This is a genomic window from Pseudomonas yamanorum (genome assembly GCF_900105735.1).
Taxonomy (GTDB): Bacteria; Pseudomonadota; Gammaproteobacteria; order Pseudomonadales; family Pseudomonadaceae; genus Aquipseudomonas; species Aquipseudomonas yamanorum.
On sequence record NZ_LT629793.1, the window covers coordinates 3,034,080 to 3,056,272 of the forward strand.

Annotated in this window: 22 protein-coding genes; 10 read left to right on the forward strand and 12 right to left on the reverse strand. The window is 59.8% G+C overall.

Translation table 11 applies throughout. From position 1 onward, the window contains the following. Positions 1-35: 35 nt before the first annotated feature. Both typA and thiI read right to left on the reverse strand, forming a co-directional pair. Entirely contained in the window at positions 36-1,856 is a 1,821-nt protein-coding gene (gene typA, locus BLU46_RS14345) for a translational GTPase TypA (RefSeq protein ID WP_063033502.1), read from the reverse strand. Positions 1,857-1,995: 139 nt separating this feature from the next. Then, a complete protein-coding gene (thiI, locus tag BLU46_RS14350; protein ID WP_063033503.1) occupies positions 1,996-3,450 on the reverse strand; it encodes a tRNA uracil 4-sulfurtransferase ThiI in 1,455 nt (484 codons plus the stop codon). Positions 3,451-3,783: 333 nt separating this feature from the next. Between thiI and glnA the strand changes: the two genes are divergently transcribed. The 4 genes from glnA (at position 3,784) to ntrC (ending at position 8,787) form a co-directional block, all read left to right on the forward strand. Next, on the forward strand, positions 3,784-5,190 hold the full coding sequence (glnA, locus tag BLU46_RS14360; protein ID WP_003217999.1) for a glutamate--ammonia ligase: 1,407 nt from the start codon (positions 3,784-3,786) through the stop codon (positions 5,188-5,190). 150 nt (positions 5,191-5,340) lie between these two features. Then, positions 5,341-5,877, forward strand: a complete 537-nt coding sequence (locus BLU46_RS14365) for a chorismate mutase (protein ID WP_063033504.1) — start codon at positions 5,341-5,343, stop codon at positions 5,875-5,877. A 391-nt stretch (positions 5,878-6,268) separates the two neighbouring features. Next, on the forward strand, positions 6,269-7,354 hold the full coding sequence (gene glnL / locus BLU46_RS14370; protein WP_003218001.1) for a nitrogen regulation protein NR(II): 1,086 nt from the start codon (positions 6,269-6,271) through the stop codon (positions 7,352-7,354). Beyond that, a complete protein-coding gene (gene ntrC / locus BLU46_RS14375) occupies positions 7,351-8,787 on the forward strand; it encodes a nitrogen regulation protein NR(I) (RefSeq protein ID WP_008435682.1) in 1,437 nt (478 codons plus the stop codon). Before glnL ends, ntrC begins: the two co-directional genes overlap by 4 nt. Positions 8,788-9,410: 623 nt before the next feature. Here the strand turns inward: ntrC and BLU46_RS14385 are convergent. Continuing rightward, entirely contained in the window at positions 9,411-9,851 is a 441-nt protein-coding gene (locus tag BLU46_RS14385) for a hypothetical protein (protein WP_093202723.1), read from the reverse strand. Between BLU46_RS14385 and BLU46_RS14390 the strand changes: the two genes are divergently transcribed. Further along, on the forward strand, positions 9,850-10,305 hold the full coding sequence (locus tag BLU46_RS14390) for a tRNA (cytidine(34)-2'-O)-methyltransferase (RefSeq protein WP_003218007.1): 456 nt from the start codon (positions 9,850-9,852) through the stop codon (positions 10,303-10,305). The genes BLU46_RS14385 and BLU46_RS14390 overlap by 2 nt on opposite strands. Positions 10,306-10,462: 157 nt before the next feature. Here BLU46_RS14390 and secB read toward each other — a convergent pair whose 3' ends face one another. From secB to BLU46_RS14405, 3 genes are read right to left on the reverse strand one after another with little or no spacing between them, the layout of a single operon-like run. Continuing rightward, positions 10,463-10,948, reverse strand: coding sequence for a protein-export chaperone SecB (gene secB, locus BLU46_RS14395; RefSeq protein WP_003218009.1), 486 nt, complete (start codon positions 10,946-10,948; stop codon positions 10,463-10,465). A gap of 42 nt (positions 10,949-10,990) precedes the next feature. Further along, on the reverse strand, positions 10,991-11,245 hold the full coding sequence (gene grxC / locus BLU46_RS14400) for a glutaredoxin 3 (RefSeq protein ID WP_093202727.1): 255 nt from the start codon (positions 11,243-11,245) through the stop codon (positions 10,991-10,993). A gap of 1 nt (position 11,246) precedes the next feature. Next, on the reverse strand, positions 11,247-11,660 hold the full coding sequence (locus BLU46_RS14405; RefSeq protein WP_093202731.1) for a rhodanese-like domain-containing protein: 414 nt from the start codon (positions 11,658-11,660) through the stop codon (positions 11,247-11,249). Between the two features lie 151 nt (positions 11,661-11,811). Between BLU46_RS14405 and gpmI the strand changes: the two genes are divergently transcribed. From gpmI to BLU46_RS14430, 5 genes are all read left to right on the forward strand, one after another. Further along, positions 11,812-13,338: a 2,3-bisphosphoglycerate-independent phosphoglycerate mutase gene (gene gpmI / locus BLU46_RS14410; protein ID WP_063033507.1), complete on the forward strand. Its 1,527-nt coding sequence runs from the start codon at positions 11,812-11,814 to the stop codon at positions 13,336-13,338. 137 nt (positions 13,339-13,475) lie between these two features. After that, positions 13,476-14,777, forward strand: a complete 1,302-nt coding sequence (locus tag BLU46_RS14415; RefSeq protein WP_093202736.1) for a murein hydrolase activator EnvC family protein — start codon at positions 13,476-13,478, stop codon at positions 14,775-14,777. Between the two features lie 31 nt (positions 14,778-14,808). Beyond that, entirely contained in the window at positions 14,809-16,116 is a 1,308-nt protein-coding gene (locus tag BLU46_RS14420; protein ID WP_017478172.1) for a S41 family peptidase, read from the forward strand. Position 16,117: 1 nt separating this feature from the next. Beyond that, positions 16,118-16,900, forward strand: coding sequence for a divergent polysaccharide deacetylase family protein (locus tag BLU46_RS14425; RefSeq protein ID WP_003218025.1), 783 nt, complete (start codon positions 16,118-16,120; stop codon positions 16,898-16,900). A gap of 74 nt (positions 16,901-16,974) precedes the next feature. Continuing rightward, the gene (locus BLU46_RS14430) at positions 16,975-18,279 is read left to right on the forward strand and encodes a Vps62-related protein (RefSeq protein ID WP_093202741.1); all 1,305 of its coding nucleotides are present in this window, start codon (positions 16,975-16,977) and stop codon (positions 18,277-18,279) included. Here BLU46_RS14430 and BLU46_RS14435 read toward each other — a convergent pair. The 6 genes from BLU46_RS14435 to hisB all read right to left on the reverse strand — a co-directional run bounded on the left by BLU46_RS14435 (position 18,232) and on the right by hisB (position 22,102). Beyond that, positions 18,232-18,990, reverse strand: coding sequence for a substrate-binding periplasmic protein (locus tag BLU46_RS14435; protein ID WP_093202745.1), 759 nt, complete (start codon positions 18,988-18,990; stop codon positions 18,232-18,234). The two genes, BLU46_RS14430 and BLU46_RS14435, sit on opposite strands and share 48 nt — an antisense overlap. Before the next feature lie 66 nt (positions 18,991-19,056). Next, a complete protein-coding gene (hisF, locus tag BLU46_RS14440) occupies positions 19,057-19,827 on the reverse strand; it encodes an imidazole glycerol phosphate synthase subunit HisF (RefSeq protein WP_017138643.1) in 771 nt (256 codons plus the stop codon). A 9-nt stretch (positions 19,828-19,836) separates the two neighbouring features. After that, positions 19,837-20,574: a 1-(5-phosphoribosyl)-5-[(5-phosphoribosylamino)methylideneamino]imidazole-4-carboxamide isomerase gene (gene hisA, locus BLU46_RS14445; RefSeq protein WP_003187784.1), complete on the reverse strand. Its 738-nt coding sequence runs from the start codon at positions 20,572-20,574 to the stop codon at positions 19,837-19,839. 39 nt (positions 20,575-20,613) lie between these two features. Next, positions 20,614-20,871 (reverse strand): DUF2164 domain-containing protein, encoded by a 258-nt coding sequence (locus BLU46_RS14450; RefSeq protein WP_003218033.1) that lies wholly within the window; start codon positions 20,869-20,871, stop codon positions 20,614-20,616. Beyond that, positions 20,871-21,509 (reverse strand): imidazole glycerol phosphate synthase subunit HisH, encoded by a 639-nt coding sequence (gene hisH / locus BLU46_RS14455; protein ID WP_017478168.1) that lies wholly within the window; start codon positions 21,507-21,509, stop codon positions 20,871-20,873. Before hisH ends, BLU46_RS14450 begins: the two co-directional genes overlap by 1 nt. Beyond that, positions 21,509-22,102, reverse strand: a complete 594-nt coding sequence (gene hisB / locus BLU46_RS14460; protein WP_003218037.1) for an imidazoleglycerol-phosphate dehydratase HisB — start codon at positions 22,100-22,102, stop codon at positions 21,509-21,511. The genes hisH and hisB overlap by 1 nt, the downstream gene beginning before the upstream one ends. Positions 22,103-22,193 lie beyond the last annotated feature (91 nt).

Consider the following 22,193-nt stretch of genomic DNA (forward strand, 5'->3'; position numbering starts at 1 on the left):
GTCGGGGGCGTTTTTTTTGCAGCTAACTAAAAGACTTAGTTACCAGCTTTTTTCGCAGCGCGGGTACGCTCGCTTTCGCCCAGGATCTTCTTACGAAGACGGATGGACTTAGGAGTGACTTCGCACAATTCGTCTTCTTGAACGAATTCCAGAGCCTGCTCCAGGGTGAAGCGGATAGGCGGAACCAGAGCGATGGTTTCGTCTTTACCCGAAGCACGCATGTTGTCGAGCTTCTTGCCCTTGGTTGGGTTAACGCCCAGGTCGTTGTCGCGGCTGTTGATGCCGACGATTTGACCTTCGTACACGTCTTCACCGTGACCCAGGAACAGTTTGCCGCGAGCTTGCAGGGTTTCCAGCGAGTAAGTCAGCGCCTTACCGGTAGCTACCGAAACCAGCACGCCGTTCTGACGGCCGGACATGTCGCCGGACTTCATCACGTCGTAACGGTCGAAGATCGAGGTCAGGATGCCTGCACCGGAGGTCAGGGTCAGGAACTCGTTACGGAAACCGATCAAGCCACGAGCCGGGATGTTGTACTCAAGGCGCACACGGCCCTTGCCATCCGGAACCATGTTGGTCAGGTCGCCTTTACGGATACCGATCTGTTCCATGATCGAACCTTGGGATTCTTCCGGCAGGTCGATGGTCACGTTTTCGTACGGTTCGTGCTTCACGCCGTCAACCATACGGATGATCACTTCCGGACGACCAACACCCATTTCGAAGCCTTCGCGACGCATGGTTTCGATCAGTACCGAGAGGTGCAACTCACCACGGCCGGAGACTTTGAACTTGTCAGCCGAGTCGCCTTCTTCAACGCGCAGAGCAACGTTGTACAGCAGCTCTTTGTCCAAACGCTCCTTGATGTTCCGGGAGGTCACGAACTTGCCTTCTTTACCGCAGAAAGGCGAGTCGTTTACCTGGAAGGTCATGGAAACGGTTGGTTCGTCAACGGTCAGCGGCTTCATCGCTTCGACGTTCAGTGGGTCGCACAGCGTGTCGGAGATGAACAGCTGGTCGAAGCCGCTGATGCAGACGATGTCGCCGGCAGCTGCTTCTTCAACGTCGATGCGGTGCAGGCCGTGGTGACCCATCAGCTTCAGGATACGACCGTTGCGCTTCTTGCCGTCGGCGTCGATAGCGACAACCGGAGTGTTCGGCTTGATGCGACCACGAGCGATACGGCCAACGCCGATAACACCCAGGAAGCTGTTGTAGTCCAGTGCGGAGATTTGCATCTGGAACGGACCATCGCGGTCGACTTTCGGCGCAGGTACGTTGTCGACGATCGACTGGTACAGCGGGGTCATGTCTTCAGCCATGTCGGTGTGTTCCAGACCGGCAATGCCGTTCAGGGCCGAGGCGTAGACGACTTTGAAGTCCAGCTGTTCTTCGGTAGCACCCAGGTTGTCGAACAGGTCGAAGATCTGGTCCAGAACCCAGTCCGGACGCGCGCCTGGACGGTCAACCTTGTTGATGACCACGATTGGACGCAGGCCGGCTTCGAAAGCCTTCTTGGTCACGAAACGGGTTTGCGGCATAGGGCCGTCTTGAGCGTCAACCAGCAGCAGAACGGAGTCAACCATCGACATTACGCGTTCAACTTCGCCGCCGAAGTCGGCGTGGCCCGGGGTGTCCACGATGTTGATGTGGTAGCCGTTCCAGTTGATGGCGGTGTTTTTCGCCAGAATGGTAATACCGCGCTCTTTCTCCTGGTCGTTGGAGTCCATCACGCGCTCGTCGTTGAGCTCGTTGCGCTCCAGGGTGCCGGATTGACGCAAGAGTTTGTCTACCAGGGTGGTCTTACCATGGTCAACGTGAGCAATGATGGCGATGTTGCGTAGATTTTCGATCACTTGTGTATCTCGATCAGAGGATTCGGTGTGCTGACAGGTCGTGGCAGCGATTAACAGTAGAGTCAGGCCTTGCCGTTACAGCTTGACGGCAGAGTCGGGGGGCCGGTGACGCAGGCCACAGGCAAACAGCCCCGGGCTCTTAGCTCGGTCGATAAACGCGCACATTGGCATGCCCCTCACTGAGCAAATGGTGGGCATGCAGGCGACTCATCACGCCTTTGTCGCAATACAACAGGTACTGACGGCTGTCATCCAGTTCCTTGAAACGCGCATTCAATGCATAGAACGGCAGCGTTTGTACGTCGATGCCAGCAATTTCCAGCGGCTCGTCTTCAGCGGCATCCGGGTGACGGATGTCGATGATGATCTGACCGGCCAGAGCCTCGCTGACTTCTTCGATCTGCAAATCCTGGCCCAATTCGTCGATAACCCGATCGATCGGCACCAGTTTGGCGTTCTCAAGCGCTCGCTCGAGCACCGCCATGTCGAACTGTTGTTCTTCGTACTCCACGCGGTTGCGTTTGGCGTGGGTCTTGGGGTTCACCGAGATGACCCCGCAATATTCCGGCATGTGCTTGGCGAAATCCGCCGTGCCGATCTGGGTCGCCAGGTCGATGATGTCTTGCTTGTGACTGGCGATCAGCGGGCGCAATACCAGCTTCTCGGTCACAGAGTCGATCAACGACAGGTTCGGCAGGGTCTGGCTGGACACCTGGGAAATCGCTTCACCGGTGACCAATGCGTCGATTTCCAGCCGATCCGCGATTCGGGACGCAGCGCGCAACATCATACGCTTCAATACTACGCCCATATGACTGTTATCGACTTTCCCGAGAATTTCTCCCAGGACCTCCTCGAACGGAACGCTGACAAACAGGACCCGTTGCGAGCTGCCGTACTTCTTCCAGATGTAATGCGCGACTTCCATCACGCCCAATTCGTGTGCACGTCCGCCCAGGTTAAAGAAGCAGAAGTGGCTCATCAGCCCGCGGCGCATGATCTGGTAGGCCGCGACGGTGGAATCGAAACCGCCGGACATCAAGACCAGGGTCTGTTCCAGGGCACCCAGCGGGTAGCCGCCGATGCTGTCGTGCTGGCTGTGGATCACAAACAACCGTTGGTCGCGAATTTCCATCCGCACTTCAATTTGTGGCGCTTTCAGGGAAATTCCGGCGGCGCCGCACTCGCGACGCAGCTTGCTGCCCACGTATTTCTCGACATCCATGGAGCTGAACGGGTGCTTGCCGGCGCGTTTGCAACGCACCGAAAAAACCTTGCCCGCCAGCACATCGCCGTAGTGCTGTTTGCACTTTTCGGTGATGTCGTCGAAGTCACCCAACGGGTACTCGTCGACCTGCAGGAAATGCGCGATGCCCGGCACGCAGCTCAGGCGCTCGGTCATGTCCTTCAAGGCCTTGGGGTCTGTGAGGCGGGTTTCCAGTTCGAGATTGTCCCACACACCGTTCACCACCACAGCCGGGTCCAGATCGCGGAGCACGGCACGGATATTCTTGGCCAATTGACGGATGAAACGCATCCGGACCGGTCGGCTCTTGATGGTGATCTCGGGGAAGACTTTAACGATTAATTTCATGAAAACAGCGCGCGCAGGCCCAGCCGAAAAAGGGGGGCGCGGATTATAGCGGAAATCGCTCAAGGTTTAACCAGTTAATATGCATCGAACCTTTCGCGCACCAAAACGGGTCATAAACGAAAATTCGCGCTACATTGCGGTGCGCATTTTCTTCCGCTTCAGCGGATTGCACCTTTATAAGGGCGTTTTTGTGGCAAAAAACCCATGTCGGGGCACTGGCATGCAATTTGCTCTCTTGTGAGGCAGGTTGCCTTGGTCGAGTATTCGCGCCGGCATCACCCACATTCTAAGGGCTACTCCACTACCCCAGCCCGAAGCCACCCGGAGGACACTATGTCGAAGTCGGTTCAACTCATCAAAGATCATGACGTCAAATGGATTGATCTGCGCTTCACGGACACCAAAGGCACTCAGCACCACGTGACCATGCCGGCTCGCGACGCGCTGGATGACGCCTTCTTCGAAGAAGGCAAAATGTTCGACGGCTCCTCCATTGCCGGCTGGAAAGGCATCGAAGCTTCCGACATGATTCTGATGCCGGACGACAGCACCGCCGTACTCGACCCGTTCACCGAAGACCCAACGCTGATCATCGTCTGCGACGTGATCGAGCCTTCGACCATGCAAGGCTACGACCGTGACCCACGTGCGATCGCCAAGCGTGCCGAGGAATACCTGAAGTCGACCGGTATCGGCGACACCGTATTCGTAGGTCCGGAACCAGAATTCTTCATCTTTGATTCGGTCAAGTTCAAGTCCGACATCTCTGGCTCCATGTTCAAGATCTTCTCCGAACAAGGTTCGTGGATGTCCGACCAGGACGTGGAAGGCGGCAACAAAGGCCACCGTCCAGGTATCAAAGGCGGCTACTTCCCGGTTCCTCCGTTCGACCACGACCACGAAATCCGTACCTCCATGTGCAACGCCATGGAAGAGATGGGCCTGGTCATCGAAGTTCACCACCACGAAGTGGCGACTGCCGGCCAGAACGAAATCGGTGTGAAGTTCAACACCCTGGTTGCCAAGGCTGACGAAGTACAGACCCTGAAGTACTGCGTTCACAACGTGGCTGATGCCTACGGCCGTACCGCTACCTTCATGCCTAAGCCTCTGTACGGCGATAACGGTTCGGGTATGCACGTTCACCTGTCCATCGCCAAAGAAGGCAAGAACACCTTCGCTGGCGAAGGTTATGCCGGCCTGTCCGACACCGCCCTGTACTTCATCGGCGGCATCATCAAGCACGGTAAGGCCCTGAACGGCTTCACCAACCCGTCGACCAACTCCTACAAGCGTCTGGTCCCAGGTTTCGAAGCGCCAGTGATGCTGGCCTACTCGGCTCGCAACCGTTCCGCTTCGATCCGTATTCCTTACGTGTCCAGCCCTCGCGCTCGCCGTATCGAAGCCCGTTTCCCGGATCCGGCAGCCAACCCATACCTGGCCTTCGCTGCTCTGGTCATGGCGGGCCTGGACGGTATCCAGAACAAGATCCACCCTGGCGACGCCGCCGACAAAAACTTGTACGACCTGCCGCCTGAAGAGGCCAAAGAGATCCCACAAGTGTGTGGCAGCCTGAAAGAAGCCCTGGAAGAGCTGGACAAGGGCCGTGCGTTCCTGACCAAAGGCGGCGTGTTCAGCGACGACTTTATCGATGCCTACATCGCCCTGAAAAGCGAAGAAGAAATCAAGGTCCGCACCTTCGTACACCCACTGGAATACGAGCTGTACTACAGCTGCTGATCCGGTAGCGCTGCTTAACGTGGCGTGATGAAAAAGGGCCTCCTTCGGGAGGTCTTTTTTTTGCCTCGGGATAGCGCAGAGTCAGCCATCTGTTGTATTGACTGACACACCGTCATCGCGGGCACGCCCGCTCCCACAAGGAGATCACCGTTGAAACGTCGACTTGCGTTCGCCCTGCTGTGCTTCAGCGCCAATGTATTCGCCGCACCACCCACCCTCGCCCCACTGCTCGACAGCATCGCAGAACGACTGGCGATTGCCGACCAGGTGGCCCTGAGCAAATGGGACAGCCACAAGCCCGTCGAGGACCGTGCGCGGGAGCAGGACGTAATCGCCAGCGTCGTCGCCCAGGCGCCGAGCTACAAACTGGCACCGGCCCAGGCCGAGCAGTTTTTCTCAGCCCAGATCGAGGCGAACAAATTGGTGCAGTACGCCCACTTGTCCGACTGGCAACTGCAAGGCAAAGCCCCTAACGATCCACGCCCTGATTTGGTCGGGCAAATCCGCCCTAAACTGGACCTGCTGCAAAAACGCCTGCTGCAACAGCTGGCAGACTTCACCCCGGAGCGCAGCAACCCGCAATGTCCACAATGGCTGGCCCAGGCCAATCACGCGGCCGCACATGACCCAATGCACCAACTGACGATGATCCGCGCCACCGCCGAGCTGTGCCTCTATAAAATCTAAAATTGCGAACCCCATCAAAATGTGGGAGCGGGCTTGCTCGCGAAGGCGGTGTGTCAGTTGATATATGCATGACTGACACGCCGCCTTCGCGAGCAAGCCCGCCCCCACAATTTAGATCAGACCCATTCAGTCAATCAGTCGTTGCCACCAGCTTCCTGAACAGATCTTTCAAAACCGCACTATATTGGTGCGATACGCTGCACCCTTCCCACTTACGCAACCCATTTTGGTTCGAAACTTCCCGCGCAAGCTGGCAGAACGCCACAGTTTCGCGCCTTAACCTCCCATTTCAGGGCTTTAACGCTTCTTTTCGGAGCTTTGGTTTGGTTTTTGCATTTTCCTTGTATCAGCGCATGCCTCAAGGCCGCGCCTTGCTCCAAAAGAGGTCCTAATGACCATCAGCGACGCACTGCACCGCCTGCTACTCGACAACCTGACCACCGCGACCATTCTGCTCAATGACGAACTGCGCCTTGAGTACATGAACCCGGCGGCGGAAATGCTGCTGGCCATCAGCGGACAGCGCAGCCATGGGCAATTCATCAGTGAACTGTTCACTGAGTCGGCCGAGGCCTTGAGCTCATTGCGCCAGGCCGTGGAGCAGGCGCACCCGTTCACCAAGCGCGAAGCGATGCTCACCGCCCTCACCGGCCAGACCCTGACGGTCGACTACGCGGTTACACCGATCCTGAGCCACGGTGCCACTTTGCTCCTGCTGGAGGTGCACCCCCGGGATCGCCTGCTGCGCATTACCAAGGAAGAGGCGCAACTGTCCAAGCAGGAAACCAGCAAGATGCTGGTGCGTGGCTTGGCCCACGAGATCAAGAACCCCCTGGGCGGGATTCGCGGCGCCGCACAGTTGCTGGCCCGCGAGCTGCCGGACGAGAACCTCAAGGACTACACCAACGTCATCATCGAGGAAGCCGACCGCCTGCGTAACCTGGTGGACCGCATGCTCGGCTCCAACAAGCTGCCGTCGCTGGCGATGACTAACGTCCACGAAGTATTGGAGCGGGTTTGCCAGTTGGTAGAGGCCGAAAGCCAGGGCTGCATCACCTTGGTGCGCGACTACGACCCGAGCATTCCCGACGTATTGATCGACCGCGAGCAGATGATCCAGGCGGTGCTCAATATCGTACGCAACGCCATGCAGGCCATCAGCAGCCAGAACGAACTGCGCCTTGGCCGCATCAGCCTGCGCACCCGCGCGCTGCGCCAGTTCACCATCGGCCACGTGCGCCATCGCCTGGTGACCAAGGTCGAGATCATCGACAACGGCCCAGGCATCCCTGCAGAACTGCAGGAAACCATCTTTTTCCCAATGGTCAGCGGCCGCCCGGACGGTACCGGGCTCGGCTTGGCCATTACCCAGAACATCATCAGCCAGCACCAGGGTTTGATCGAATGTGAGAGCCATCCCGGTCACACCACCTTCTCGATCTTTCTGCCACTGGAACAAGGAGCCCCATCGACATGAGCCGTAGTGAAACTGTCTGGATCGTCGATGACGACCGTTCTATCCGCTGGGTCCTGGAGAAAGCCTTGCAACAGGAAGGCATGACCACCCAGAGCTTCGACAGCGCCGACGGGGTGATGAGCCGCCTGGCTCGCCAGCAGCCCGACGTGATCATCTCCGACATCCGCATGCCCGGCGCCAGCGGCCTGGACTTGCTGGCGCGGATTCGCGAGCAGCACCCGCGCTTGCCGGTGATCATCATGACCGCGCACTCGGACCTGGACAGCGCTGTCGCGTCCTATCAGGGCGGTGCCTTTGAATACCTGCCAAAACCGTTCGATGTGGACGAAGCGGTGGCGCTGGTAAAACGCGCCAACCAGCACGCCCAGGAACAGCAGAACCAGGAAGCTCCGCCGGCCCTGACCCGCACCCCGGAAATCATCGGCGAAGCGCCGGCGATGCAGGAAGTGTTTCGCGCCATCGGGCGTTTGAGCCACTCCAACATCACCGTGCTGATCAACGGCGAGTCGGGTACCGGTAAAGAACTGGTGGCTCACGCCCTGCACCGTCACAGCCCACGGGCCGCGTCGCCGTTCATCGCATTGAACATGGCGGCGATTCCGAAGGACCTGATGGAGTCGGAACTGTTCGGCCATGAAAAAGGCGCGTTCACCGGCGCGGCCAACCTGCGCCGCGGCCGTTTTGAGCAGGCCGATGGCGGCACGCTGTTCCTCGATGAAATCGGCGACATGCCGGCCGACACCCAGACGCGCTTGCTGCGGGTCCTGGCCGACGGCGAGTTTTACCGCGTAGGCGGGCACACGCCGGTCAAGGTCGATGTACGCATCATCGCAGCGACCCACCAGAACCTGGAAACCCTGGTGCATGCCGGGAAATTCCGTGAAGACCTGTTCCACCGCCTGAACGTGATCCGCATCCACATCCCACGGATGTCGGACCGCCGCGAAGACATCCCGACCCTGGCCCGTCACTTCCTCAGCCGCGCCGCCCAGGAGCTGGCCGTCGAGCCGAAGCTGCTGAAAAGCGAGACCGAGGAATACCTGAAAAACCTGCCATGGCCGGGCAACGTGCGTCAGCTGGAGAACACCTGCCGCTGGATCACGGTGATGGCTTCGGGTCGCGAAGTGCATATCAGCGACCTGCCGCCTGAGCTGTTGAGCCTGCCGCAGGATTCGGCGCCGGTGACCAACTGGGAGCAGGCGCTGCGCCAGTGGGCCGACCAGGCCTTGGCACGTGGCCAGTCGAACCTGCTGGACAGCGCTGTGCCGGCCTTCGAGCGGATCATGATCGAAACCGCCCTCAAGCATACCGCCGGTCGTCGTCGCGATGCTGCCGTGCTGCTGGGCTGGGGCCGCAATACCCTGACTCGCAAGATCAAAGAGCTGGGGATGAAGGTCGACGGCGGTGACGATGATGAGGGTGATGAAGCCTGATCACTAATCCCTGATCCACTGAAGATCTAATGTGGGAGCCGGGCTTGCCCGCGATGGCGCTGTGTCAGTCACTGGATGTATCGACTGACACAGCGCCATCGCAGGCAAGCCAGCTCCCACATTTGTTTTGTACCAGACTAACGACCGTGCACCGCTTCAATGCACCACGAACCGGCATCGCGCACAGATCCAACGCTTGAAACGCCAACCTTGTTAAGAAAATATTAAAACCCAAAAAAGCCAAAGCCCCGTATTCCGGGGCTTTGCGCTTTCTGAAGAGATTTTTTGGCGCCACTTCGCAATTCTGGCACGCGCCCTGCAATAACCTTGTTACTACCCAGTTTCGGGGACCTTGGTACAGGCAGGCCGAGAATCCCCTCTTTACACCCGGGGTGCTTGATGCGAATCGCGTCGCGCCCCACACCCGTTTCGGGAACCTCGGTACAGGCAGGCCGGGGATTCCCTCTTTAACACCGAAGCCTTTGGCTTCACCCCGTTTTGGGAGCCCTGGTACAGGCAGGCCGGGAACTCCCTTCTTTACACCCGGGGCTTATGAGGCAACGCGCCCATAGCCCTAGCCCGTTTTGGGAACCTTGGTACAGGCAGGCCGGGGATTCCCTCTTTTATTGCTCCTGGAGATGGATCTCCACCCGCCAGCGTCCCTCAACCTTCGCCCCCGACCACTCCCCGCGCAACGGCCGAGCCGCCACCAGGTTCAGCAGCAAGCCGCCATCGGTCTTGCGTACGCGCCAGTTCACGTCCTTGTCATTGACCTTCAGTTGCCCGCCCTGAGCCTTGCCGAGCGCATCGAACAGCAGCGCCACCGTGCCGTCGATATGCTCTCCGTGCAGCTTGGGCTCGCTGTTGAACCACACCACCAGGCCATCGGCCGAAGGCTCCACCTGCTGCAGCTCAACCGGGTCTGGCGTGGTCAGACGGCCGATCATCAGGCCCACCATCAAGCCGACAATGGCCAACGAGCCTAAAACCCGTGGCAATAGCTTCGGCCTGGGGTCTTCTTCAGGGGTAGAATGCAGCGCATCTTTGCCTTCGGAGCCGTGCATGTTTCACGTCATCCTTTTTCAACCAGAAATTCCGCCGAATACCGGCAACGTTATCAGGCTGTGCGCCAACAGTGGCTGCCACCTGCATTTGATCGAGCCCTTGGGTTTCGACATGGACGACAAGCGCCTGCGCCGCGCCGGGCTGGACTACCACGAGTACGCCACCCTGCAACGCCACGCGGACCTCGCCAGCTGCCTGGAAAGCCTGAACCACCCACGGTTGTTCGCGTTTACCACCAAGGGCTCGCGGCCATTCCATGATGCCAGCTTTGCCGAAGGCGACGCCTTCCTGTTCGGCCCGGAAAGCCGGGGCTTGCCAGCGGACGTCCTCGACGCCCTGCCCGACGGCCACCGCCTGCGCCTGCCGATGCGCGAAGGCTGCCGCAGCCTGAACCTGTCCAACACCGTGGCCGTGGCCGTCTATGAGGGTTGGCGGCAACTCGGTTTCAAATAGCGCACATAACAAATGTGGGAGCGGGCTTGTGTGGGAGCCTGGCTTGCCCGCGATGCAAACACCTCGGCGTGTCAGTCACACCGCGGTGATGCTATCGCAGGCAAGCCAGCTCCCACACAAGCCCGCTCCCACATTTAGTCCTGCGTCGGGTTCGAAATTACTGAACCGTTGGCGAACCTTCCTGTTGCATGCGCTGCAGCTCTTGCGCATACAGGGCATCGAAGTTCACCGGGGCCAGCATCAGCGCCGGGAACGAACCACGGGTGACCAGGCTGTCCAGGGTCTCACGGGCATACGGGAACAGGATGTTCGGGCAGAACGCGCCCAGGGTGTGGCTCATGGACGCTTCGTCCAGGCCCTGGATCAGGAAGATACCAGCCTGTTGCACTTCAGCAATGAAGGCCACTTCTTCGCCGTTCTTGACGGTGACCGACAGGGTCAGCACGACTTCGTGGAAGTCACCTTCCAGCGCCTTTTGACGGGTGTTCAGGTCCAGCGCAACACTCGGGGTCCATTCCTGACGGAAGATGGCCGGGCTTTTTGGCGCTTCGAACGACAAGTCACGTACGTAAATACGCTGCAGGGAAAATTGTGGGCCTTGAGCCTCTTCTGCTGCCGCTTCGGTGTTCTGTTGGTCAGTCATCGCAGATCCTTCGTGATCTTGGGGTCTTTTAGGGGTTAGGAGTCAGACGTGAAGCAGCGCATCCAGTTTACCGGCGCGCTCAAGTGCGAACAGGTCATCGCATCCACCGACATGCTTGCCACCGATCCAGATCTGCGGCACGGACGTGCGTCCCGCTTTCTTGGTCATCTCGGCGCGCACCTGGGGCTTGCCATCAACCTTGATCTCTTCGAAGGCAATGCCCTTTTTCTCAAGCAGGGCCTTGGCCCGCATGCAATAAGGGCAATAATCGCTGGAATAAACGACAACCTGGCTCATATCACTTCACCAGCGGCAGGTTATCGCCACGCCAGCTGGAAATACCACCCGACAGTTTGGCGGCGTTGAAGCCGGCCTTCAGCATCTCGCGGGCGTGAGTGCCGGAGTGCTGGCCCTGGGCATCGACCAGGATGATGGTCTTGGCCTTGTGCTTTTCCAGCTCGGCCAGGCGCGAAATCAGCTTGTCCTGGGGAATGTTCAGCGCGCCGACAATGTGACCGGCGGCGAAATCCTTGGCGGGACGAATGTCCACCACTACGGCCTCATCCTTGTTGACCAGGGCGGTCAGCTCGGACGTGCTGAGGCTGCGGCCACCGCGGCTCATTTCGTGAGCGATCAGCAGCGCCAGCAGTACGACGAACGCACCAGCGAGCAAATAGTGGGTAGTGGCAAATGCAATCAGGTGATCAACCATCAAGGAGGTTCCAGGGCGTTAAAATGGCGGTAAGTATACACAGCCGTCATGGTCGGCCAACCCCCGTAAAGCGGTGACGTGGTCGGAACTTCGCTTTAAACTGCCACTCCCTTTTCAATTGCCTTCATTCATTACCGCCGCGAGAGGATCTATGACTACTACGCCTAAACCTTTGGTCCTGATAATTCTCGATGGCTTCGGACACAGTGAAAGCCACCACGACAACGCTGTGTACTCGGCCAAGAAGCCAGTACTGGACCGTCTGAGCGCTACCGTACCGAACGGCCTTATTTCCGGGTCGGGCATGGATGTTGGCCTGCCGGACGGCCAAATGGGCAACTCGGAAGTCGGCCACATGAATCTCGGTGCCGGACGAGTGGTATACCAAGACTTCACCCGCGTGACCAAATCGATCCGCGACGGCGAGTTTTTCGAGAACCCGACTCTTTGCGCGGCAGTGGATAAGGCAGTCAAGGCTGGCAAGGCCGTGCACTTCATGGGCCTGCTGTCGGACGGCGGCGTCCACAGCCACCAGGACCACCTGATCGCCATGGCCGAACTGGCCTTCAAGCGCGGCGCCGAGAAGATCTATCTGCATGCGTTCCTCGACGGCCGCGACACCCCGCCGAAAAGCGCCCAGTCCTCCATCGAACTGCTGGACGAAACCTTCAAGACCCTCGGCAAGGGCCGCATCGCCAGCCTGGTCGGCCGTTACTTCGCGATGGACCGTGACAACCGTTGGGATCGCGTGGCCCAGGCCTACAACCTGATCGTCGACGGCCAGGCCGAATTCAACGCCGCCACTGCCCAGGAAGGCCTGGAGGCCGCTTACGCCCGTGGCGAGAGTGACGAATTCGTCAAGGCCACCACCATCGGTGAACCGGTAAAAGTCGAAGATGGCGACGCCGTGGTGTTCATGAACTTCCGCGCCGACCGTGCCCGCGAGCTGAGCCATGTGTTTGTCGATGCCGGTTTCAAGGACTTCGAGCGCGCCCGCCAGCCGAAAGTCGAATTCGTGATGCTGACCCAATACGCCGCCAACATCCCGGCCCCCTCGGCATTCGCCCCGGGCAGCCTGGAAAACGTGCTGGGGGATTACCTGGCGAAAAACGGCAAGACCCAACTGCGCATTGCCGAAACCGAGAAATACGCCCACGTGACCTTCTTCTTCTCCGGCGGTCGTGAAGAACCGTTCCCGGGTGAAGAGCGCATCCTGATCCCGTCGCCGAAAGTCGCCACCTACGACCTGCAGCCGGAAATGAGTGCCCCGGAAGTCACGGACAAGATCGTCGACGCCATCGAGCACCAGCGTTACGACGTGATCGTGGTCAACTACGCCAACGGCGACATGGTGGGCCACAGCGGAAACCTGGAAGCGGCGGTAAAAGCCGTGGAATGCCTGGACCTGTGCGTCGGCCGCATCGTCGACGCCCTGGACAAGGTAGGCGGCGAAGCACTGATCACCGCCGACCACGGCAACTGCGAACAAATGTCCGACGAATCCACCGGCCAGGCCCACACCGCCCACACCACCGAGCCGGTGCCGTTCATCTACGTCGGCAAACGCGACCTGAAAGTGCGTGACGGCGGCGTACTGGCCGACGTGGCACCGACCATGTTGATGCTGATGGGGCTGGAGAAGCCGAAAGAGATGACTGGCACTTCGATATTGGTTTAATAGCAAAACCGCCCGATTAAATCGCCCGAAACGGCTTTTTATGACGAACGCCTCAAAGCAGTTGGCTTTGAGGCGTTTTTTTTGCAGCGCTTGGCGGGCATACTAGGCCGTCCCTTTCCCTGGTGTCGCCCGCCTCTATGCTTCGCGCCTTGATTACCCTTGCTCTTGTCTGCCTGCTCCAACCGGCATTTGCCGATGAGCGCGCACAAACCCAACAACAGTTGGACGCTACGCGTCAGGACATTACCGAGCTGAAGAAGCTGCTCGGCAAGCTCCAGGAAGAGAAATCCGGTGTGCAGAAAGACCTGCGCGGCACGGAAACCGAGATGGGCAAGCTGGAGAAGCAAGTCCAGGAGCTGCAAAAAGAACTAAAGAAGAGCGAGTCGGAACTGGAGCGACTCGACGCTGAGAAAAAAAAACTCCAGAGCGCCCGCGTTGAACAGCAACGCCTGATCGCGATCCAGGCCCGCGCCGCCTACCAGAATGGCCGCCAGGAATACCTCAAGCTGCTGCTCAACCAGCAGAACCCGGAAAAATTCGCTCGTACCCTTACCTATTACGACTACCTGAGCAAGGCCCGCCTGGAGCAACTGAAAAGCTTCAACGAGACCCTGCGCCAGTTGGCCAATGTCGAGCAGGAAATAGCTAACCAGCAGTCGCAGTTGCTCGACCAGAAAAGCGCCCTCGACAGCCAGCGCGACGAGCTGGACAAGGTTCGCAAGGAGCGCCAGCAGGCGCTGGCCAAGCTGAATGACGACGTAAAGGCCCGGGATGCCAAGCTCAAGAATCGCGAGCAAGACCAGGCCGACCTGGCCAAAGTCCTGAAAACCATCGAGGAAACCCTGGCTCGCCAGGCCCGCGAGGCCGAAGAAGCGCGGCAAAAAGCGCTGATCGCCCAGCAGGAAGCCGAAAAAAAGCGCGAGCGTGAGGCGGCCGAGGCCGTTGCCAGCGCCACCGATGCCCCGGCCCCGCGTAAACCGGCGCGTGCAGCGCCTGGCCCGCTGGTTTCCAGCGCCGGCGAATCGTTTGGCGGACCTTTTGCTTCAGCCCGGGGAAAACTTCCATGGCCAGTTGATGGTCGATTACTGGCACGCTTTGGTGAAACCCGTGGCGACGACACCCGCGCCAAGTGGGACGGTGTGATGATCAGTGCCGGTGCCGGCACTCAGGTCCACGCCATTCACGGCGGCCGTGTGGTGTTCGCCGATTGGCTGCGCGGCGCAGGTTTGTTGGTGATTCTTGACCACGGTAATGGCTATTTGAGCCTTTACGGCCACAATCAAACTTTGCTTAAAGCGGCAGGTGATGTTGTAAAAGCCGGTGAATCCATCTCCACTGTCGGTAACAGTGGTGGCCAGGACACTCCGGCGCTGTACTTCGCTATTCGTCAGCAGGGCCGCCCGAGCGACCCGGCACAATGGTGCCGCACCCAAGGATAAGGGGCGCATCTACATTAGGAGTTCGTTCGACATGCTGCATTTGTCCCGCCTCACATCGCTGGCCCTGACGATCGCCCTGGTGATCGGCGCGCCTTTGGCATTCGCCGACCAGACCGCCCAGTCAGCCACGGCCGCGACCACCAAGGCCCCGCTGCCGCTGGACGAGTTGCGCACCTTCGCCGAGGTCATGGACCGGATCAAGGCCGCTTATGTCGAACCTGTGGACGACAAGACCCTGCTGGAAAATGCCATCAAGGGCATGCTCAGCAACCTTGACCCGCACTCCGCCTACCTGGGCCCGGAAGATTTTGCCGAGCTGCAGGAGAGTACCAGCGGTGAGTTCGGTGGCCTGGGCATCGAAGTCGGCGCCGACGACGGCAACATCAAGGTGGTCTCGCCGATCGATGATACCCCGGCGTCCAAGGCCGGCATCCAGGCCGGCGACTTTATCGTCAAGATCAACGGCCAGCCGACCCGCGGCCAGACCATGACCGAAGCCGTCGACAAGATGCGCGGCAAGATCGGTCAGAAAATCACCCTGACCCTGGTGCGCGACGGCGGCACGCCGTTCGACGTGACCCTGACCCGCGCCACCATCACGGTCAAGAGCGTGAAGAGCCAGCTGCTGGAGTCGGGCTACGGCTACATCCGTATCACCCAGTTCCAGGTCAAGACCGGCGACGAAGTGGCCAAGGCCCTGGCCAAGCTGCGCAAAGACAACGGCAAGAAACTCAGCGGCATCGTGCTCGACCTGCGGAACAACCCGGGCGGCGTGTTGCAGGCGGCGGTGGAAGTGGTCGATCACTTCATCACCAAGGGCCTGATCGTCTACACCAAGGGCCGTATTGCCAACTCCGAACTGCGCTTCTCGGCCACCGGTAACGACCTCAGCGAAGGCGTGCCGATGGTTGTGCTGATCAACGGCGGCAGCGCCTCGGCCTCGGAAATCGTCGCCGGCGCCCTGCAAGACCAGAAGCGCGGCGTGCTGATGGGCACCACCAGCTTCGGCAAAGGCTCGGTGCAAACCGTGCTGCCGCTGAACAACGACCGCGCATTGAAGATCACCACGGCGCTGTACTACACGCCGAACGGTCGCTCGATCCAGGCCCAGGGCATCGTGCCGGACATCGAGGTGCGCAAGGCCAAGATCACCAACGAAGCGGACAGCGAGTTCTACAAGGAAGCTGACCTGCAGGGCCACCTGGGCAATGGCAACGGCGGCGCCGACCAGCCAACCGGCAGCGGCTCGAAAGCCAAGCCGATGCCGCAGGACGACGATTATCAGTTGGCCCAGGCGCTGAGCCTGCTCAAGGGCCTGAGCATTACGCGCAGCCGTTGATATGCGCCGTGGCCTGATCATCGCTTTGCTGTGCTGTCTGGCGGGAGCTGCCCAAGGCAACCCCGCCAGTGCAGCCCCTGCTGAACACAAAGCCTACCTGACCCTGATCATCGACGACCTCGGGCAAAACCTGCCCAGGGATCGTCGCGTGCTCGCCCTGCCCGGCCCGGTGACCACGGCGATCATGCCCGACACACCCCATGCCGCCGAATTCGCCCGCGAAGCCCACAAGGCGGGCAAAATCGTCATCCTGCACATGCCCATGGACCCGGCCACCGGCCCGTTCGCCTGGCACCCCGACCTGCCCATCGAAGAACTCGGCAAACGCCTGGACGCGGCCTTCAAGGCCGTGCCTTATACCGCCGGCATCAACAACCACATGGGCAGCCGCATGACGGCGCAGCCAGAGGCCATGGCCTGGTTGATGGGTGAGCTGCAACGGCGCCACAAGTTCTTCGTCGATAGCCGCACCAGCGCTAAAACCGTCGCCGCCGCCGAGGCACAAAAGATTGGTCTGGCCAGCGTCTCGCGGGATGTGTTCCTTGATGACGAACGCACCGAAGCGGCCATCACCACTCAATTGCAGACCGCGATCAAGCTGGCCCACAAACAGGGTTCTGCGGTGATGATCGGCCACCCTTATCCACAGACGCTGGCGGTACTGGAACGAGAGCTGCCCAAGCTCAAGGCCCAGGGCGTCGAGTGGATCGACATCAAGTTGATGATCAGCCTGCGCAGCAACCAGGCCATGGCCGGGCACGGAAAAAACGGCACTTACCGCTAGTGCTATATAGCTACCGCGCCTGACCGAGCGGACTCTCCGATAGTCGATCTTCTTATCAACTGGAGAGTCTGTACATGAACTCACTGCAATACAAAGACCTGCTGATCAACTTCACCACCGAGTTCGTTCCTGTATGGAACGACAAAGGCACCCGCGCCGAAAAGCCCGTGACCTTCTGGCGCCCGAGCACATCTTCCGACGCGCTGGGCAACTTCGTCTCGCTGGGTGATGTGGCGGTAGCGGGTTACCACAACATCAATCAACTGAAAATCGTGGCCGTTGTCAGCGAAGTTGACCGGGAGAATGGCACCGCGTTGCGGCCCCCCGTCGATTTCGAGAGGGTCTGGGAACATTCAGGACCAAGGGCACGCGCCAATTTCTCAATCTGGCAGCCCACCGCTCCAGAAGGTTATGTGGCGATGGGGCTGGTCTGTGGCCTCGGTAATGACAAACCACCACGCAATACCATCCGCTGTGTCAGAGAAGACCTGGTGACTCAGGCCTATGTCGACCAGTTGATCTGGAGCGACCAAGGCAGCGGCGCCCACCAGGACTTCAGCGCCTGGGGCGTTTCCCCGTCGCAGGCAGCTCCTGGACAAGCCTACCTGGCACCGGGCACCTTTACCGGCGCCGAGGGCTATGCCAAGCCAACCAGGCAAAGCCCGGTGCACGCCCTGCGGCTGGACCTTGCGCTCCATTCCGAGGATCTGCCGCCACTTCCACGCGAAATGGCACCAGGACGCACGATGCCGGAGCAGGTAACAGAAGGCACTCATGTGTGCGAACTGCCCTGGTTTACCGTGAACGACCCGACCTTGACGCCCTTGGAAAAACTGCAAACGTGCCCGGTTTATCGGCTCAAAAGAATCGACCAATACAGCTTGGTGGCCAGCGGTCAAAACACCACGCCAGCAAGCCAAACCTTCAGTTGGGTCTTCGCAAAAGGGGAAATCAGTGACTTCTCCATGGGTCTGCGCTACGTGACCGATATCGATATAAAGGCTGCATGGACACCCCGTCATTCGTTGAGTGTCAGTGCCAGCCTCAATCGCGACTTCACGCATACGGGCTTGACCGCACAAGGTTGGGAACGGGAGAGCGTGGCGGATGTGATGGCTTACATCCCGGCGAATAAATCCATCGCTGCCTACCTGGTCAAAAGCCGATACGAGCTATTGCGGGTTGACGGCAGCCAGCTCGGGCCAACCCTTACCTATGCCAGCGGAGATAACGTCTACTTCAGCGAGCTGCTGCAACCTGAAGCGGCAGTTACTGCTGTTGAGGAACCACAGGAAGTACCAGAAGAGGTGCCCGAGCCCACAGAAAACAACCTAGAGATAACGCCCCATGATGGCATCGACGACACCCTCTTGCCGTAACTGATCGAGGGCCGCCTGGAGTTTCGCCACCACCTCATCCGGCACGTTCTTGTTCAGTGCCAGGTACAACTGCGCGCTGTTGAAGCGCAGAACGGTCTTGAGCCCGGTCACCCCGACCTGGCGTGCCAGATAACGGCCCGCCGGGTCCCCGGTGGCCCACAGGTCGATCTGGCCATCCACCAGTTTTTGCGCATTGTCCTGATCCCGCAGCACGATCACCGGCTTGAGCCCCTGTTTCTCCAGGCTTTCCGCGATGGCATCGCCCTTGTAGGCGCCGATCTTGTAGCGCCGCGCCTGCTCAAGGTCGCTCAGTTGGATCTTGCTGTCAGCCTTGGCCAGCAACACCCAATCGTCCGGGCCGATGGGGCCGACCCATTTGAACAGCGCCTCACGGTCCGGCAGGCGCGCCATCACGAACACGCCGTAGCCGGGTTTTTCCAGGGCGAGTTTGTAGATTCGTTCCCAGGGGAAACGCAGAGTGAGGTTGTAGGAAATGCCGGCACGCTTGAAGGTCTCGCGGACGATGTCCACGGCAATGCCTTCGATGTTCTCTTCCTTGGCGAAGTTCTTGCCGTTTTTCGCCATGTTGTACGGCGGGAAGTTTTCCGTCAGCAGCACCAGGGAAGCGCCGCCGGACGGTTCATCGGCATGGGCCGAACCCGTCAATAGAACGGTGGTACTGGCGAGGGCGAGCAGCAGGTCTCTGAACATGAAAGTTACCGGAATCCATGGCAAGCCCAGAGAGTGCCGCGAGCCTGCCATGGTGTCCAGTGACGTTTAGCGTACGACGATACCGCGCGCCGCCATGTAGGCCTTGGCCTCAGGAACGGTGTATTCGCCAAAGTGGAAAATACTCGCTGCCAGTACCGCGCTGGCGTGGCCTTCGATCACGCCGTCGGCCAGGTGCTGCAAGTTGCCTACGCCGCCGGAAGCAATCACCGGGATACCCAGCGCATCGCTGATGGCACGGGTCACGCCCAGGTCGAAGCCGTTTTTCATGCCGTCCTGATCCATGCTGGTCAGCAGGATTTCACCGGCGCCCAGGGCTTCCATCTTCATCGCCCACTCCACGGCATCCAACCCGGTCGGCTTGCGCCCGCCGTGGGTGAAGATCTCCCAGCGCGGGGTTTCGCCCGGGCCGGAGACTTTCTTGGCGTCGATGGCGACGACGATGCATTGAGAGCCGAAGTGCTGCGCAGCTTCGCCGACAAATTCCGGGTTGAACACGGCGGCGGTGTTGATCGAGACCTTGTCCGCGCCGGCATTCAGCAGGTTGCGAATGTCCTGCACGGTGCGCACGCCACCGCCCACGGTCAGCGGGATAAACACCTGGCTGGCCATGCGCTCCACGGTATGCAGCGTGGTGTCACGACCATCGACGCTGGCGGTGATGTCGAGAAAGGTAATCTCGTCAGCACCCTGTTCGTCGTAGCGACGGGCGATTTCCACCGGGTCGCCGGCGTCACGGATGTTCTCGAACTTGACGCCCTTGACCACGCGACCGTTGTCGACGTCCAGGCAAGGGATGATGCGTTTGGCCAGCGCCATGGTCAGTCCTCAGCCGTTGTAGGCGTCGCAGTAAGCCTGGGCTTCAGCGACGTCCAGAGTGCCTTCATAGATCGCCCGGCCGGTGATGGCGCCGATGATCCCTGGCGCCTTCGCGTCCAGCAGCGACTTGATGTCGCCCAGGTTGTGGATACCGCCGGAAGCGATCACCGGGATTTTGGTAGCAGCGGCCAGCGCAGCGGTGAACGGTACGTTGCAGCCTTGCATCATGCCGTCTTTGGCGATGTCGGTATAAACGATGGCGGAGACGCCGTCGGCTTCAAACTGCTTGGCCAGGTCGATCACCTGGACGGTGCTGATTTCAGCCCAGCCGTCGGTGGCGACAAAACCGTCTTTGGCGTCGAGGCCCACGATCACTTTGCCGGGGAACGCACGGCAGGCTTCTGCGACGAAGGCCGGGTCTTTCACAGCCTTGGTGCCGATAATCACGTAGCTCACGCCCGCTTTCACGTAGTGCTCGATGGTTTCCAGGGAGCGGATGCCGCCACCAATCTGGATCGGCAGGTTCGGGTAGCGCTTGGCGATCGCCGTCACCACCTCGCCGTTGACCGGCTGGCCCTCGAACGCACCGTTCAAGTCCACCAGATGCAGACGACGGCAACCGCCTTCCACCCACTTGGCAGCCATGCTCACCGGGTCATCGGAGAACACCGTGGAATCTTCCATGCGGCCCTGGCGCAGACGTACGCAGGCGCCGTCCTTGAGATCGATAGCGGGAATAATCAGCATCTGGCAAACCTTATTCGATATTCAGCGTTGCTCGGGAAATCAGGGTTTCTCGAGCGCCCACAAGTCGCTTTCGATGCTTTCGAACCTTTCTTTAAGGTGCGTCTGCACGTCGAAAATCGCCCTGTTGTAATAGTGCGGAGCAATTTCAGTGGTGAACAGTTCGAGGATTTCTGCGACCTCGAACGAGCCGAGCTTGAGCTCGAAGCGGTCTTCCATGAAACGCTTGATCTTGTCGGTGGCCTCACTCTCCTGCTGGGGAGTGAGGTTCAAGATCGGCGGCTTGACCTTCTTGGCCATTACCAGCGCCCGTCCCACGCGGCGAAGTTCTGCAGCAATTGCAGGCCATGGGTATGGCTCTTCTCCGGGTGGAACTGCACGGCAAAGCGCGAACCGTCGGCCAGGGCAGCGGCGAAGTCGACGCCATAGTGCCCGCCACCCACCACCTGGCGCGGGTTACCGGCGGCGATGTAGTAGCTGTGTACGAAGTAGAAACGCGCCAGGTCCGGCACGTTGTGCCACAGCGGGTGGTCCACGGTCTGGCGTACTTCGTTCCAGCCCATGTGCGGGACCTTCAGGTGTTCGCCGTCTTCGTGCAGGTCCTTGCCGAAAAACTTCACCTGGCCCGGGAACAGGCCGATGCAATCGACGCCGGCGTTCTCTTCACTGCTGTCGAGCAAGGCTTGCATGCCTACGCAGATGCCGAGGAACGGCCGGTCCTGGCTGACTTCACGCACCAGGCTGTCGAAGCCCAGGCGGCGAATCTCGGCCATGCAGTCGCGAATCGCGCCAACCCCCGGGAACACCACCCGGTCGGCTTCGCGAATCACGTCGGCATCGCTGGTGATCAGTACCTTGCCGGCACCTACGTGCTCGAGGGCCTTGGCCACCGAGTGCAGGTTACCCATGCCGTAATCGATAACCGCGACCGTCTGCATTACAGAACGCCCTTGGTCGACGGCATTTGCCCGGCCATGCGGTCATCCAGCTCTACGGCCATGCGCAGGGCACGACCGAAAGCCTTGAACACGGTCTCGATCTGGTGGTGGGTGTTGGTGCCACGCAGGTTGTCGATGTGCAGGCTGACCAGCGCGTGGTTGACGAAGCCCTGGAAGAACTCCTGGAACAGGTCGACGTCGAAGCCGCCCACGGTGGCGCGGGTGTAGGGCACGTGCATCTGCAGGCCTGGGCGGCCGGAGAAGTCGATGACCACACGCGACAGCGCTTCATCCAGCGGGACATAGGCGTGGCCATAGCGACGGATGCCTTTCTTGTCGCCGATGGCTTTGGCAAATGCCTGGCCCAACGTGATACCGACGTCTTCCACGGTGTGGTGGTCGTCGATATGCAGGTCGCCCTTGCTGACGATATCCAGGTCGATCAGCCCGTGACGGGCGATCTGGTCCAGCATGTGCTCAAGAAAAGGTACACCGATATCAAATCGGGCCTTTCCGGTGCCATCCAGGTTAATCGAGGCTTTGATCTGGGTTTCCAGAGTGTCGCGCTCGACGGACGCCTTACGTTCGGCCATCACCAGCTCCGCAAAATCATTGGGCGAAAAAGGCAGCCATTATAGGGGCGCGGGCGCTAAACAGAAACATCGGAGGGGATAAGACTGATGG

Excerpts from the sequence above, each read along its gene's own strand:
- BLU46_RS14405 (WP_093202731.1), bottom strand. The coding sequence starts at position 11,660 with ATGGTTGATCACCTGATTGCATTTGCCACTACCCACTATTTGCTCGCT.
- glnL (WP_003218001.1), top strand. The coding sequence starts at position 6,269 with ATGACCATCAGCGACGCACTGCACCGCCTGCTACTCGACAACCTGACC.
- hisB (WP_003218037.1), bottom strand. The coding sequence starts at position 22,102 with ATGGCCGAACGTAAGGCGTCCGTCGAGCGCGACACTCTGGAAACCCAG.
- hisA (WP_003187784.1), bottom strand. The coding sequence starts at position 20,574 with ATGCTGATTATTCCCGCTATCGATCTCAAGGACGGCGCCTGCGTACGT.
- thiI (WP_063033503.1), bottom strand. The coding sequence starts at position 3,450 with ATGAAATTAATCGTTAAAGTCTTCCCCGAGATCACCATCAAGAGCCGA.
- secB (WP_003218009.1), bottom strand. The coding sequence starts at position 10,948 with ATGACTGACCAACAGAACACCGAAGCGGCAGCAGAAGAGGCTCAAGGC.
- BLU46_RS14390 (WP_003218007.1), top strand. The coding sequence starts at position 9,850 with ATGTTTCACGTCATCCTTTTTCAACCAGAAATTCCGCCGAATACCGGC.
- BLU46_RS14425 (WP_003218025.1), top strand. The coding sequence starts at position 16,118 with ATGCGCCGTGGCCTGATCATCGCTTTGCTGTGCTGTCTGGCGGGAGCT.
- ntrC (WP_008435682.1), top strand. The coding sequence starts at position 7,351 with ATGAGCCGTAGTGAAACTGTCTGGATCGTCGATGACGACCGTTCTATC.
- BLU46_RS14415 (WP_093202736.1), top strand. The coding sequence starts at position 13,476 with ATGCTTCGCGCCTTGATTACCCTTGCTCTTGTCTGCCTGCTCCAACCG.
- grxC (WP_093202727.1), bottom strand. The coding sequence starts at position 11,245 with ATGAGCCAGGTTGTCGTTTATTCCAGCGATTATTGCCCTTATTGCATG.
- gpmI (WP_063033507.1), top strand. The coding sequence starts at position 11,812 with ATGACTACTACGCCTAAACCTTTGGTCCTGATAATTCTCGATGGCTTC.
- BLU46_RS14450 (WP_003218033.1), bottom strand. The coding sequence starts at position 20,871 with ATGGCCAAGAAGGTCAAGCCGCCGATCTTGAACCTCACTCCCCAGCAG.
- glnA (WP_003217999.1), top strand. The coding sequence starts at position 3,784 with ATGTCGAAGTCGGTTCAACTCATCAAAGATCATGACGTCAAATGGATT.
- BLU46_RS14420 (WP_017478172.1), top strand. The coding sequence starts at position 14,809 with ATGCTGCATTTGTCCCGCCTCACATCGCTGGCCCTGACGATCGCCCTG.
- hisH (WP_017478168.1), bottom strand. The coding sequence starts at position 21,509 with ATGCAGACGGTCGCGGTTATCGATTACGGCATGGGTAACCTGCACTCG.
- BLU46_RS14435 (WP_093202745.1), bottom strand. The coding sequence starts at position 18,990 with ATGTTCAGAGACCTGCTGCTCGCCCTCGCCAGTACCACCGTTCTATTG.
- BLU46_RS14385 (WP_093202723.1), bottom strand. The coding sequence starts at position 9,851 with ATGCACGGCTCCGAAGGCAAAGATGCGCTGCATTCTACCCCTGAAGAA.
- BLU46_RS14430 (WP_093202741.1), top strand. The coding sequence starts at position 16,975 with ATGAACTCACTGCAATACAAAGACCTGCTGATCAACTTCACCACCGAG.
- hisF (WP_017138643.1), bottom strand. The coding sequence starts at position 19,827 with ATGGCGCTGGCCAAACGCATCATCCCTTGCCTGGACGTCGACAACGGT.